Below are 13,087 nucleotides of genomic sequence, written 5' to 3'. Positions count from 1 at the left end.
TACGCAATTCATGATGGCGGGAATAACTCAATGGCAAAAAACACATCTTGCGGTGTCCAACTGCGTATTCGTGGCAAAGTGCAGGGCGTCGGTTTTCGTCCGTTTGTCTGGCAGCTAGCACAGCAATTAAATCTTCACGGCGATGTCTGTAATGACGGCGATGGAGTGGAAGTCCGGCTGCTGGAAGACCCGGAAACGTTTCTTGTGCAGTTGCATCAGCACTGCCCGCCGCTGGCGCGTATTGATAGCGTCGAGCGTGAGCCGTTTATCTGGTCACAACTGCCCACCGAGTTCACTATACGCCAGAGCACAGGCGGCACCATGAATACGCAAATTGTTCCCGATGCCGCGACTTGCCCTGCCTGTCTTGCCGAAATGAATACCCCAGGCGAACGACGCTGGCGTTATCCGTTTATCAACTGTACTCACTGTGGTCCGCGTTTCACCATTATTCGCGCGATGCCTTACGACCGCCCGTTTACCGTGATGGCGGCGTTTCCGCTGTGTCCGGCCTGTGACAAAGAATATCGCGACCCGCTCGATCGTCGCTTCCACGCCCAGCCGGTGGCCTGCCCGGAGTGTGGCCCACATCTTGAATGGGTAAGTCATGGTGAACATGCAGAACAAGAGGCGGCATTACAGGCAGCTATCGCACAGTTAAAAATGGGCAACATTGTCGCCATCAAAGGGATTGGCGGATATCATCTTGCCTGCGATGCACGTAACAGTAACGCGGTGGCGACACTGCGGGCGCGCAAACATCGCCCGGCGAAACCGCTGGCGGTTATGTTGCCAGTGGCAGAAGGTTTACCAGACGCTGCCCGTCAGTTGCTTACCACACCCGCCGCGCCGATTGTGCTGGTGGATAAAAAATACGTTCCTGAGCTTTGTGATGATATCGCCCCTGGCCTTAACGAAGTTGGGGTGATGTTGCCTGCGAACCCGCTCCAGCATTTGCTGTTACAGGAACTGCAATGCCCGCTGGTGATGACCTCCGGCAACCTGAGCGGTAAACCACCGGCTATCAGCAACGAACAGGCGCTGGCGGATTTGCAGGGCATTGCCGACGGATTCTTGATACATAACCGCGACATCGTGCAGCGGATGGATGATTCGGTGGTGCGCGAAAGCGGCGAAATGCTGCGCCGTTCGCGGGGGTATGTGCCGGATGCGCTGGCTTTGCCTCCGGGCTTTAAAAATGTTCCGCCTGTGCTGTGTCTCGGCGCGGATCTGAAAAATACCTTCTGCCTGGTGCGCGGTGAACAAGCGGTGTTGAGCCAGCATCTGGGCGATTTAAGTGACGATGGCATCCAGATGCAGTGGCGCGAAGCGTTACGCCTGATGCAAAACATCTACGATTTCACTCCGCAATACGTTGTGCATGACGCGCATCCGGGCTATGTCTCCAGCCAGTGGGCGCGCGAAATGAATCTGCCGACGCAAACGGTGCTGCATCATCATGCTCATGCGGCGGCGTGTCTGGCAGAACATCACTGGCCGCTGGATGGCGGTGATGTCATTGCGTTGACGCTCGACGGTATCGGTATGGGGGAGAACGGCGCTTTATGGGGCGGCGAGTGCCTGCGGGTGAACTATCGCGAATGCCAGCACCTGGGCGGCTTGCCAGCGGTGGCGCTTGCTGGTGGCGATTTGGCGGCGAAGCAGCCGTGGCGTAACCTGCTGGCGCAGTGCCTGCGCTTTGTGCCGGAGTGGCAGAATTACCCTGAAACGGCAAGTGTGCAACAGCAAAACTGGAGCGTGCTGGCGCGGGCCATTGAGCGTGGAATTAACGCGCCGCTGGCGTCATCGTGTGGGCGTTTGTTCGATGCTGTGGCGGCGGGACTGGGCTGTGCGCCAGCCACGTTAAGTTATGAAGGTGAAGCGGCTTGTGCGCTGGAGGCGCTGGCGGCTTCGTGCCACGGCGTGACGCATCCGGTGACGATGCCGCTGGTGGACAATCAACTGGATCTCGCCACTTTCTGGCAGCAGTGGCTGAGCTGGCAGGCTCCGGTTAATCAACGCGCGTGGGCGTTTCATGATGCGCTGGCGCAGGGTTTTGCCGCGTTGATGCGTGAGCAGGCCACGATGCGGGGTATCACTACGCTGGTATTTAGCGGCGGAGTTATTCATAACCGTTTGCTGCGTGCACGTCTGGCGCATTATCTTGCTGATTTTACGTTGCTCTTCCCGCAGAGTTTACCGGCGGGCGATGGTGGATTGTCTCTGGGGCAGGGGGTTATTGCTGCGGCGCGCTGGTTAGCGGGTGAAGTCCAGAACGGATAAAGCGTGTTGCATTTGGACACCATTGCCGGATGCGGCGTAAACGCCTTATCCGGCCTACACGTGCGTCCCCGTAGGTCGGATAAGACGCGCCAGCGTCGCATCCGACATTTTGGGACAGTGCAGGATGCGACATAAACGTATTATGTGATCAACACATGCGTTCCCTGTAGGTCGGATAAGACGCGTCAGCGCCGCATCCGACATTTGGGGCACTGTAGCTCGCCTACACCGGCAACGTTTTCAACAATCCAAACGCCTCTTTCATCCGATCCTCACTGACCACAAAGGCGCGAAGCTGGTCGGCATCATCAACACCGCGCGCCACCATTCCCTGGCGTTCGGTATTAATTTGCCAGCGTAAATCCTGACGCTGGGTTTCGCCTGCCAGATGCAGCGGTAATTCCGGCGTTTTGATTTTCACCAGCATCGCCGGGAGTTTCAGCGGCGTGTTATTGCCGAGAAGATTTTTTGCCAGCACCATCGCGCTAAGTTGAATCGGCTGGAGGAACGGCAATACCTGACCGTTAATTTCCGCGCAATCGCCCAGCGCATAAATATCGGCATTACTGGTTTGCAGATAACTATCGACGCAAACGCCGCGATTAATCGTCAGCCCGGCGCGTCGTGCCAGGGCGGTTTCCGGGCGCAGTCCGGTGGCGGCAATTACCGCATCCACTTCGATGCTGCGCTGGCGGTCCAGCGTTGCCAGAATGCCAGAATCCGTTTTTTCCAGCCCCTGCAACTGAGATTTTAACAGCAGATGAACGCCCATCTCCGTCAACCGATGCTGCAAGCGGCTGCTTACTTCCGGTGGCATTAACGCTGCCAGAATACTGGCAGCGTTGTCGATTAGCGTGACCGCTTTGCCTGCACGACAAAAATCCATCGCCAGTTCGCTACCAATCAAGCCACCGCCAACAATCAACACGCGTCGGGCATTCCGCAGTTGCGTTTCACAGGCGCGATACTCTTGCTGACTATTTAACGTCAGCATTAACTCACGCCCGGGCACTGGCGGGACAAAGGCGCTGGCACCGGTTGCCAGCACCAGCTTGTCGTATTGCCACTGATTATTCTGACTTTTCACCACATGGGCTTCGGCATCGATATCCGTTACCCAGGTGTGCGGAAACAGGCGCAGATTAAACTGCTCGGCAAATTCACCTGCCGTCTGGCGGGTAAGGTCGTCGGCACGTTGCCCCTGACTGATAACATGGCTGAGGTCAGGTTTGTTGTACTCATCCATGCTGTCGGCGGCAATCAGGGTTAATGGAATACTGGCGTCCTGTTTGCGAATATTTTTCACCAGTTGGCGGGCGGCGAAGCCCGAACCAATGATCACAATGCCGTTGCTCATTTTGCCTCCGATGCCAGTTCGTCAAAGACGTCTTTGCCGAGAGAGCATTCCGGGCACAGGAAGTTATCCGGGACTTCACGCCACGGCGTTCCTGGCGCAACGTCCTGCATTGGCTCGCCTTTTGCCGGATCGTAAATCCACTGGCAGACGCTGCATTGCATCCGTGGGCCGAGGTCAGCCGTCGTGGCGGCAGAGGTTTCTTCTTCAACCACCGTATTCACCGTGCTCTGTGGCAGCGGCGCGAGCGCCCACTGACGGGCGATTTCGCGACCGTGTTCACGACATAACTCCAGAGCGTCCTGGTCCGGTCGCCATTTGGCTTTCAGGCTAAGCGACATTTCGAAACCCGCATCCTGCAGGCGCGTGGAAAGACGATCCACCGCACCGCCGCTCCAGCCGTGAGAGCCGAAAGCGCTGGCGCGTTTGTTACGGAAGCGTAATCCGGTCATCTCCTCCACCAGCCCGGCGATTTTCGGCATCATCACGTTATTCATCGTCGAAGTGCCGACCAGCACGCCTTTTGAGCGGAAGACATTGGTCAGGATTTCGTTTTTATCGCTTCGGGCGACGTTGAAAATTTTCACCGCTACGCGTGGGTCGGTTTCCGCAATACCCTGGGCTATAGCATCGGCCATCATGCGGGTATTATTCGACATGGTGTCGTAGAAAATGGTGATTCTGTCTTCCTGATAATCCGCCGCCCATTTCAGGTACAGCTCGACAATTTGCGTCGGGTTATCGCGCCATACCACGCCGTGAGAGGTCGCTATCATATCGACTGGTAAGTTAAAGCCCAGGATCTCGGTAATTTTCGGCGTTACCAGGCGGCTGAACGGCGTCAGGATATTGGCGTAGTAACGCTGGCACTGCTCGAAAAGCTCCGTCTGATCCACTTCATCGTTGAACAGATGCTCGTCGCAGTAGTGCTGACCGAAAGCATCGTTACTGAACAGCACCGCGTCGCCTGTCAGGTAAGTCATCATGCTGTCCGGCCAGTGCAGCATTGGCGTTTCGACAAAAATGAGTTGTTTGCCGTTGCCGATATCCAGCGTGTCGCCAGTTTTCACTACATTAAAATTCCACTCCGGATGATGGTGATGACCATTTATCGAGTCGATAGCGTTGGCAGTACAGTAGATCGGCGTATCGGGAATTTGTGCCATCAGTTCGGTCAGCGCCCCGGCGTGGTCCTCTTCAGCATGGTTAATTACGATGTAATCGATATCCGCCAGATCGATTTCATTACGCAGGTTCTGCACAAATTCGCGGCTGAATTTATGGTCGACGGTGTCGATCAGCACGTTTTTTTCTTCGCGGATGAGGTAGCTGTTGTAGCTGCTGCCGCGCAGCGTTTTATATTCTGTACCGTGAAAATCACGCACTTCCCAGTCACGTTGACCAACCCAATGAATGTTATTTTTCACCACAATAGACATAGCAACCTCAATTTATTCAGCGTGTTCTAAAAAGATGTCTTGCTAATTGCAGATTGCGTGCCAGTTTTTTATCTAATTGTTTTTACTCTATAAATAAAATTGTGCTCATTAATGAGTAGTCAAAATGACTATCAATAAAATGGTCGATATGACAATATCTATAGTCAAATTGACAGTGAGGCAAAGATGAGTTTTTCCGTTGATGTGCTGGCGAATATCGCCATCGAATTGCAGCGTGGGATTGGTCATCAGGATCGTTTTCAGCGCCTGATCACCACGCTGCGTCAGGTGCTGGAGTGCGATGCGTCTGCGTTGCTACGTTACGACTCGCGGCAGTTTATTCCGCTTGCCATCGACGGGCTGGCGAAGGATGTACTCGGTAGACGCTTTGCGCTGGAAGGTCATCCACGGCTGGAAGCGATTGCCCGCGCGGGTGATGTGGTGCGCTTTCCCGCAGACAGCGAATTGCCCGATCCTTATGACGGTTTGATTCCAGGGCAGGAGAGTCTGAAGGTTCACGCCTGCGTTGGTTTGCCGTTGTTTGCCGGGCAAAACCTGATCGGTGCCTTGACGCTCGACGGGATGCAGCCCGATCAGTTCGATGTTTTCAGCGACGAAGAGCTACGGCTGATTGCCGCACTGGCGGCGGGAGCGTTAAGCAATGCATTGCTGATTGAACAACTGGAAAGCCAGAATATGCTGCCAGGCGATGCCGCGCCGTTTGAAGCGGTGAAACAGACGCAGATGATTGGTTTGTCCCCTGGCATGACGCAATTGAAAAAAGAGATTGAGATTGTGGCGGCATCCGATCTCAACGTTTTAATTAGCGGTGAGACGGGAACCGGTAAGGAGCTGGTGGCGAAAGCGATTCATGAAGCCTCGCCACGGGCGGTGAATCCGCTGGTCTATCTCAACTGTGCCGCACTGCCGGAAAGTGTGGCGGAAAGTGAGTTGTTCGGGCATGTGAAAGGGGCGTTTACTGGTGCTATCAGTAACCGCAGCGGGAAGTTTGAAATGGCGGATAACGGCACGCTGTTTCTCGATGAGATCGGCGAGTTGTCGTTGGCATTGCAGGCCAAGCTGCTGAGGGTGTTGCAGTATGGCGATATTCAACGCGTTGGCGATGACCGCAGTTTGCGGGTCGATGTGCGCGTGCTGGCGGCGACTAACCGTGACTTACGCGAAGAGGTACTGGCAGGGCGATTTCGCGCTGACTTGTTCCACCGCCTGAGCGTGTTTCCACTTTCAGTGCCGCCGCTGCGTGAGCGGGGCGATGATGTCATTCTGCTGGCGGGGTATTTCTGCGAGCAGTGTCGTTTGCGGCTGGGGCTCTCCCGAGTGGTATTAAGTGCCGGAGCGCGAAATTTACTGCAACACTACAATTTTCCGGGGAACGTTCGTGAACTGGAACATGCTATTCATCGGGCGGTAGTGCTGGCGAGAGCAACCCGCAGCGGCGATGAAGTGATTCTTGAGGCGCAACATTTTGCTTTTCCTGAGGTGACGTTGCCGCCGCCAGAAGCGGCGGCGGTGCCCGTTGTTAAGCAAAACCTGCGTGAAGCGACAGAAGCGTTCCAGCGTGAAACCATTCGTCAGGCACTGGCGCAAAATCATCACAACTGGGCCGCCTGTGCGCGGATGCTGGAAACCGACGTCGCCAACCTGCATCGGCTGGCGAAACGTCTGGGGCTGAAGGATTAAATAATCCCGGCCTGATAGAAATCCTGCAGGTTAATTGCGCCGGTGAGTTTGCCGTTTTCATCCACTACCGGTGCGGCGGTGATTTTGCGTTTCATCAGGATTTCTTTGGCGTCGATGGCACGGCTTTGCGATTGCAACGTGGTGCCGCCGACCGTCATCGCTTCATTGACTGGCGTGGTGAGTGCGCCGCCGCCAACCAGCCAGCGACGTAAATCACCGTCGGTAAAGACGCCTTTCACCAGTCGTTGATCATCGCACACTGCCACCAGACCTAAACCGGTGCGGCTAAGTTCCAGCATCGCGTCCATCACGCTGGCGGTTAACGCCACCTGCGGGATGGCATCGTCACGACGCATAAGATGATGCACTTTGTTCAGCAAGCGAGCGCCCAGTGCCCCGGCTGGGTGGGAGCGGGCAAAATCTTCTTCATTAAAACCACGCGCCTGCATGACTGCCATCGCCAGCGCGTCGCCCATCATCAGGGTATTCACGGTGCTGGAGGTCGGCGCAAGGTGCATCGGGCAGGCTTCGCGTTCTACGGAGATATCCAGCACCGCTTTCGCCGCCAGGCCCAGCGGTGACGTCGGTTTTCCGGTCATTGCCAGCAGCGCGATAGATTTGTCTTCCAGACGCGGAATAATGAGATCCAGTTCCTTCGCGCCACCGGAATAAGAGATAAACAGCATCACATCGCGGCTTTCAATCATCCCCAGATCGCCGTGCAGTGCTTCTGCCGGATGGACAAAAAAAGCCGGTGTGCCGGTGCTGGCAAGCGTTGCGGCGATTTTCTTACCAATGTGGCCCGATTTGCCAATTCCCGAAACCACCACTTTGCCTTCGCAGTGCAGGATGATATTGGCGGCGCGAACGAAATCATCGCCCAGACGTTCCGGTAAATGGCTTGCTTCCTGCAACTCCAGCATTAACGTCTGACGTCCCGCGTTCAGTAGTGCTTCACTCATTGCTCTCTCCGGTTATGATCACGTCGATCCCTTTTTCTTCCAGCGCCTGACGAAACGCTGGATCGATACCTGCGTCGGTAATCAGCTTATCGACGCTTTCAAGACTACAAACCACGTTGGGGCTTTTACGACCAAACTTCGATGAGTCAGCCATCAAAATCACTTCGCGCGCGGCATTACACATCGCCTTACTGACGGTATAGACCTCGTTAAAGGTGGTTACGCCCGCATTGAGATCGATGCCGTCGGTGCCCATAAACAATTTATCGAAGGTGAAATGCTCGAAGGCATTCTCTGCCAGTTGCCCGTGAAATGAGGCCGATTTTTTGCGAAATGTTCCGCCTGGCATCAGGATAGTTTGTTCGTTATCCAGTTCGGATAGCGCATTGACGATGTGCAGGCTGTTGGTCATCACCGTGATGTTATTAAAGCGCGATAGCAGAGGCACCATCTGCAACACGGTACTGCCAGCATCAAGAATTATTGAGTCGCCATCATGAATAAAACCAACGGCAGCTTCTGCAATCAGCTCTTTTTTGTGGGTGTTGATAAGCGTTTTATGATCGATAGGCGGATCGGATTCCTCTTTGTTCAACACCACGCCGCCATAAGTACGAATGACGGTTCCGGCATGTTCCAGAATGACCAGATCTTTGCGAATGGTTGTGCCTGTGGTGTCAAAGTATTGCGCCAATTCTTCAACCGAGCATTTACCCTGCTTTTGTAGATACTCCAGAATGGCGGCCTGACGCTGACGAGGTTTCATGGGCGTGATTACCTGATTTAGGTTTCAAAATGATAACTTCGCAAGCAAGTAACATTCACAACGAAATTATCCACGTTTCAGTTTAAGCGCCAATGATAGAGCATTCTGTGATAGTGGATCATGGGGAAAGATCACATCGGGCTGTAAATCACCCGCATGCATGCCGGTAATTGCGGGAATTTTTTGCGGTCGGGCGAAGACGGTCAGTCCTTTCATAAACAAGGTGTCGACGATGCGCTGCTGATCGTCCAGCGCAATAGCGACCACGACCCGCGGTTTAAAGCGCCCGCTGGAACGGCCCACGCCAACCCTCCCTTGCTGGCATAGCGTGTCGAAGGCACGGTTAAAACGAGAAATTTGCCAACCGCCTAAGGCCAGTTGCGCACACCAGGCGATAACGGCGACGGTGATGAGTGCGGATACCATAACTTCTCCGTAATGTAGTGGCGGAAGTCCTGTAGGCCTGATAAGCGTAGCGCATCAGGCATTCTATTAGTCGCGCGGAGATCCTTAACGGATCTCCGCTGTTAATCAGAACATCACCTGACCGCCGGTGACATTGATCGACTGACCAGTGCAGTACGACGCCTTAGGACTGGCGTAGAACAGCAGCATATTCAGCACATCCTGATAATCGCAGCCGCGTTTGAGCGGTACTTTATCGATGTAATACTGCTCGACTTGCTCCGGTTTGATACCCAGCTTGGTCGCGTATTGTGGCAACAGTGACTGGAACATAGGCGATTTCAGCAGGTTACCGAGCATCAGCGAATGCACCGTAATGCCGTACTCCGCCAGATCCAGTGCCAGTGATTGAGTCAGCCCGACGCCACCAAATTTCGCTGCGCTGTAGCCAGAGTTGTGTTTGCTGCCCACTTTGCCGGATTTCGAGTTGATCTGAATAATGCGACCCTGAATCCCGTCGCGGATCATCAAACGCGAAAATTCACGGGCACACAGGAAATAACCCACCAGATTCACCTGTAGCGAACGGTCAAAATCGCCGAGCTGGAAGTCGCTGATAAAGGCTGCTTTTGCTATTCCGGCGCTGTAGACCAGCAAATCCACGCGACCAAAGATTTCATCTACCCCACGAGAAAGCGCCAGAACGCTTTGCTCGCTGGTGGCGTCAGCACCAAAACCGTACGCTGTTCCTTCACCATATTCGGCGTTAATTTCTTGTGCCACATTTGCGGCTTTGTCGCTCTGAATATCGACAACCGCCACGCGATACCCCTCGGCAGCCAGACCGTGGCACAGGAACGCGCCTAAGGTTTGCCCACCACCGATGACAACGGCAACCTGATTCATTTTTTACTCCTTAACAGATTCAAACTTCAAAACCGATCCCGGCGCGATATCGTCGGGTACAGGGCCTGCCACATGGACAGTGCCCGGAAATTCCGCTTCGCTTAAACCATCGAAGCGCAGGGTGACATGACCCAGTTCGCGAAGGTTGTCTTCCGCCACGCTGCCAACGGCGGTCACCGGATAGTGATGCTGCCCGAGAGAAAATTGCAAACCGGGATGGAGTGCACCTTTCAACTCGCCGTGGCAATGAATGAAGCAATACTCTTCGAGATCCGCAGGCGCGCCTTCACGAAAGGTGATGAGCATCTGGTCGCTGAGGGCGTCAGTGGCACTCGCGCCGATACGGGTGATGGTGGTCTGATAAATAACGGTCATGTTTCAGCCTCTATTGATAGATAAAACCGGAGACAAACCAGGCGATCAGTACAGTTGGCGCGCCGGTTAAAAAGCGGCTCACCAGAACAGAAGGGACACCGACGCGAACCGTGTCCTGACGAGCTTCCGCCAGCGACAAACCGACCGGGATGAAGTCGCAGGCCGCCTGCGCGTTGATGGCAAACAGTGCAGGTAAAGCCAGATGCGGCGGAATATTGCCGAGACCAATCTGCACGCCAATCAATACGCCGATAACCTGTGCGATAACTGCGCCTGGGCCGAGGAAAGGTGAAAGCAGCGGGAAGGAGCAGATGAGCGCCAGCATGACCAGCCCCAGAGGATGGCTCGCCAGCGGAGCAAGACCGTGGGCAATCCAGTCGCCAAGACCGGAAGCCATAATGATGCCGATAAGCGCCGAGACGAACGCCATAAACGGCAGAATGGTTTTTAATACAGTGTCGATGGTGTCACGACCAGATTGAAACAACACGGCAACGGCAGAACCCATACCCATTCCCACCTTCGCCAGTAAACCATCGCTTTGTTCGGTGATTTTCTTGCTGGTGTCATAGTCACGGCCCACGGAAGAGGGTTGTGGTGTCGCCTCACCCACTACAGTGATGTTTTCTTCTTTTACACCAGAGACATAAATATCTTCCACAATGTACTGCGCCAGCGGGCCGGACTTGCCCGTCGAGTGGATATTAATGGTGGGAATACGCCGTTTCGGATAGATGCCGCAGCGTAATGTGCCGCCACAGTCGATTACCGCGACACCAATTTCCGCCTCCGCGGGTTCACCTTCTTTAAATCCGTCGATAGCTTGCCAGCCAGTAAGCTGTGCCAGTTTGTCAACAATCGCAGGCCGGGTACCGGCGGTGATATAGACGATTTTTTTGCCCGGCGTGGCTTCCAGCTCAAGCGGGCCGCCCCAGCCACCCGTTCCTTTTTCGATCCGAATGCGTGTCATGATGTTGCTCCTGCCAGGTGAACTTTTTGTTCAAGTTGAATGCCCATCTTTTTCTCGAAAATAGCGGTGGTCAGATCGGTTACCCAGCCGCGGAAGAAGTTGGTGACCAAACCAACCAGCAGATAACTCACTGCCAGTGGGCCAAGTGGCAGATTCAGCGTCGTCAGACCGCTGGCAATGCCAAGATAAACAAACAGTTCGCCAGGGTTGATATGAGGGAAGAGGCCATTCATTGAGTGGCAGCTATAAGAGGCCGCTGCGTAGTAGCTGGGTTTGTATTTTTCCGGCATAAAGCGACCCAGGCTTAAGGTCATCGGATTGCAAAAGACAAACGTGCCAATGCACGGTAACAGCAGGTAACGGGAAACAGGATTACCGGCGCAACGTTGAGCAAAACGTTCAATACGATGCTGACCGATAAAATTAATCAGTGCGTTCATGATAACCAGCAGGCTAATCAACAGCGGAAGAATGCCGGTCACCATCCCGGTAAACACCTCTCCGCCCTTTTGGAACAGCCCGATAAACCACTCTGCACCATGAGTAATGGTTTCTATCATTGTTCTCTCCTTCAGGATTTATTGTTTTATTACCAAACGGCAACCTAATCTAATCAGATTGAAAGATTTAAAAGTGTTATTTTGATCGCAAAATGAAAGATAAATATTTTAATTTGAAAGTTTGAGTAAAAGGATAGCGAGGAGAATGAGTTGAGTTATGTAAAGTCCGTATCGGGCAGTGACTACCGCTTCCTTGTGCGGGGCGTGATGCTTTACCATACTTGCCCTTGGTTGAATCTGTTAAATGGACCCCTCATGTTCAAGCGTCGTTATGTAACATTGCTTCCCCTTTTTGTGTTGCTTGCCGCCTGTAGCAGCAAGCCAAAACCTACTGAGACTGAAACGACCACCGGAACGCCGTCTGGCGGCTTCCTGCTTGAGCCGCAGCACAATGTGATGCAGATGGGCGGCGATTTCGCTAATAACCCGAATGCCCAGCAGTTCATCGACAAAATGGTGAACAAACACGGTTTCGATCGTCAGCAGTTGCAGGAAATTCTCTCCCAGGCGAAACGTCTGGATTCGGTACTGCGGCTGATGGATAACCAGGCACCAACGACATCGGTGAAACCGCCATCAGGTCCGAACGGCGCATGGCTGCGTTATCGCAAAAAATTTATTACGCCGGACAATGTACAGAACGGTGTGGTTTTCTGGAATCAGTATGAAGATGCGTTGAATCGCGCGTGGCAGGTGTATGGCGTACCGCCGGAAATTATCGTCGGGATTATCGGCGTTGAAACCCGCTGGGGGCGCGTGATGGGGAAAACTCGCATCCTCGATGCGCTGGCAACGCTGTCATTTAACTACCCACGCCGCGCGGAGTATTTCTCTGGCGAGCTGGAAACCTTCCTGTTGATGGCGCGCGACGAGCAGGACGATCCGCTCAATCTGAAAGGTTCCTTTGCCGGGGCGATGGGCTACGGACAGTTTATGCCGTCGTCTTACAAACAATATGCAGTGGATTTCAGCGGCGATGGGCATATCAACCTGTGGGATCCGGTTGATGCGATCGGTAGCGTGGCGAACTATTTCAAAGCGCACGGCTGGGTGAAAGGCGATCAGGTCGCGGTAATGGCAAACGGTCAGGCTCCAGGCTTGCCAAATGGCTTCAAAACCAGGTACAGCATTTCGCAGCTTGCCGCGGCAGGTTTAACGCCACAGCAGCCGCTGGGCAACCATCAACAAGCCAGCCTGCTGCGTCTGGATGTCGGTACCGGTTACCAGTACTGGTACGGTCTGCCGAACTTCTACACCATTACCCGTTATAACCACAGCACCCATTACGCAATGGCGGTCTGGCAGTTAGGACAAGCCGTGGCGCTGGCGCGCGTGCAGTAACTATTTGCAAGAGGGGGGCGTGAGC

General features: G+C 54.2%; 12 protein-coding genes. 3 read left to right on the top strand and 9 right to left on the bottom strand.

The genetic code is table 11. From position 1 onward, the window contains the following. Positions 1–30 precede the first annotated feature (30 nt). On the top strand, positions 31–2,283 hold the full coding sequence (gene hypF / locus ACJHWT_RS15985; protein ID WP_001107662.1) for a carbamoyltransferase HypF: 2,253 nt from the start codon (positions 31–33) through the stop codon (positions 2,281–2,283). A gap of 223 nt (positions 2,284–2,506) precedes the next feature. On the opposite strand, the gene norW is transcribed toward hypF, so the two are convergent. Continuing rightward, positions 2,507–3,640 (bottom strand): NADH:flavorubredoxin reductase NorW, encoded by a 1,134-nt coding sequence (norW, locus tag ACJHWT_RS15980; protein WP_000064720.1) that lies wholly within the window; start codon positions 3,638–3,640, stop codon positions 2,507–2,509. Beyond that, positions 3,637–5,076 carry an anaerobic nitric oxide reductase flavorubredoxin gene (norV, locus tag ACJHWT_RS15975; protein WP_000029612.1) on the bottom strand — a complete coding sequence of 480 codons (1,440 nt, stop codon included), beginning with the start codon at positions 5,074–5,076 and terminating at the stop codon, positions 3,637–3,639. Before norV ends, norW begins: the two co-directional genes overlap by 4 nt. 186 nt (positions 5,077–5,262) lie before the next feature. Here norV and norR point away from each other — a divergent pair, with 186 nt between their 5' ends. Then, a complete protein-coding gene (norR, locus tag ACJHWT_RS15970; protein WP_000010724.1) occupies positions 5,263–6,777 on the top strand; it encodes a nitric oxide reductase transcriptional regulator NorR in 1,515 nt (504 codons plus the stop codon). Here norR and gutQ read toward each other — a convergent pair. The 7 genes from gutQ to srlA all read right to left on the bottom strand — a co-directional run bounded on the left by gutQ (position 6,774) and on the right by srlA (position 11,721). Beyond that, the gene (gene gutQ, locus ACJHWT_RS15965) at positions 6,774–7,739 is read right to left on the bottom strand and encodes an arabinose-5-phosphate isomerase GutQ (RefSeq protein WP_001287404.1); all 966 of its coding nucleotides are present in this window, start codon (positions 7,737–7,739) and stop codon (positions 6,774–6,776) included. The two genes, norR and gutQ, sit on opposite strands and share 4 nt — an antisense overlap. Next, positions 7,732–8,505, bottom strand: coding sequence for a glucitol operon DNA-binding transcriptional repressor SrlR (gene srlR / locus ACJHWT_RS15960; protein WP_000804544.1), 774 nt, complete (start codon positions 8,503–8,505; stop codon positions 7,732–7,734). The genes gutQ and srlR overlap by 8 nt, the downstream gene beginning before the upstream one ends. 66 nt (positions 8,506–8,571) lie before the next feature. Continuing rightward, a complete protein-coding gene (gene gutM / locus ACJHWT_RS15955; RefSeq protein WP_000252908.1) occupies positions 8,572–8,931 on the bottom strand; it encodes a transcriptional regulator GutM in 360 nt (119 codons plus the stop codon). 105 nt (positions 8,932–9,036) lie between these two features. Continuing rightward, a complete protein-coding gene (gene srlD, locus ACJHWT_RS15950) occupies positions 9,037–9,816 on the bottom strand; it encodes a sorbitol-6-phosphate dehydrogenase (protein WP_001077354.1) in 780 nt (259 codons plus the stop codon). A gap of 3 nt (positions 9,817–9,819) precedes the next feature. After that, complete coding sequence (srlB, locus tag ACJHWT_RS15945; RefSeq protein ID WP_000216198.1) at positions 9,820–10,191, bottom strand: PTS glucitol/sorbitol transporter subunit IIA; 372 nt, start codon at positions 10,189–10,191, stop codon at positions 9,820–9,822. Positions 10,192–10,201: 10 nt separating this feature from the next. Next, positions 10,202–11,161, bottom strand: coding sequence for a PTS glucitol/sorbitol transporter subunit IIB (srlE, locus tag ACJHWT_RS15940; RefSeq protein ID WP_000196936.1), 960 nt, complete (start codon positions 11,159–11,161; stop codon positions 10,202–10,204). Next, positions 11,158–11,721, bottom strand: coding sequence for a PTS glucitol/sorbitol transporter subunit IIC (gene srlA, locus ACJHWT_RS15935; protein ID WP_000573321.1), 564 nt, complete (start codon positions 11,719–11,721; stop codon positions 11,158–11,160). The genes srlE and srlA overlap by 4 nt, the downstream gene beginning before the upstream one ends. 255 nt (positions 11,722–11,976) lie before the next feature. On the opposite strand from srlA, the gene mltB reads away from it, so the two are divergent. Next, the gene (gene mltB / locus ACJHWT_RS15930; protein WP_000476837.1) at positions 11,977–13,062 is read left to right on the top strand and encodes a lytic murein transglycosylase B; all 1,086 of its coding nucleotides are present in this window, start codon (positions 11,977–11,979) and stop codon (positions 13,060–13,062) included. Positions 13,063–13,087: the final 25 nt, after the last annotated feature.

This window comes from Escherichia sp. WS338, assembly GCF_046486405.1.
GTDB lineage: Bacteria > Pseudomonadota > Gammaproteobacteria > Enterobacterales > Enterobacteriaceae > Escherichia > Escherichia coli.
Note: the sequence above shows the minus strand (reverse complement) of the source record. Positions and strands in the feature narration are given on the sequence as shown.

What these genes read in the sequence shown, in the direction of transcription:
- norW (WP_000064720.1), bottom strand. Translation starts at nt 3,640, where the DNA reads ATGAGCAACGGCATTGTGATCATTGGTTCGGGCTTCGCCGCCCGCCAA.
- norV (WP_000029612.1), bottom strand. Translation starts at nt 5,076, where the DNA reads ATGTCTATTGTGGTGAAAAATAACATTCATTGGGTTGGTCAACGTGAC.
- srlD (WP_001077354.1), bottom strand. Translation starts at nt 9,816, where the DNA reads ATGAATCAGGTTGCCGTTGTCATCGGTGGTGGGCAAACCTTAGGCGCG.
- srlA (WP_000573321.1), bottom strand. Translation starts at nt 11,721, where the DNA reads ATGATAGAAACCATTACTCATGGTGCAGAGTGGTTTATCGGGCTGTTC.
- mltB (WP_000476837.1), top strand. Translation starts at nt 11,977, where the DNA reads ATGTTCAAGCGTCGTTATGTAACATTGCTTCCCCTTTTTGTGTTGCTT.
- srlR (WP_000804544.1), bottom strand. Translation starts at nt 8,505, where the DNA reads ATGAAACCTCGTCAGCGTCAGGCCGCCATTCTGGAGTATCTACAAAAG.
- norR (WP_000010724.1), top strand. Translation starts at nt 5,263, where the DNA reads ATGAGTTTTTCCGTTGATGTGCTGGCGAATATCGCCATCGAATTGCAG.
- gutM (WP_000252908.1), bottom strand. Translation starts at nt 8,931, where the DNA reads ATGGTATCCGCACTCATCACCGTCGCCGTTATCGCCTGGTGTGCGCAA.
- srlB (WP_000216198.1), bottom strand. Translation starts at nt 10,191, where the DNA reads ATGACCGTTATTTATCAGACCACCATCACCCGTATCGGCGCGAGTGCC.
- gutQ (WP_001287404.1), bottom strand. Translation starts at nt 7,739, where the DNA reads ATGAGTGAAGCACTACTGAACGCGGGACGTCAGACGTTAATGCTGGAG.
- hypF (WP_001107662.1), top strand. Translation starts at nt 31, where the DNA reads ATGGCAAAAAACACATCTTGCGGTGTCCAACTGCGTATTCGTGGCAAA.
- srlE (WP_000196936.1), bottom strand. Translation starts at nt 11,161, where the DNA reads ATGACACGCATTCGGATCGAAAAAGGAACGGGTGGCTGGGGCGGCCCG.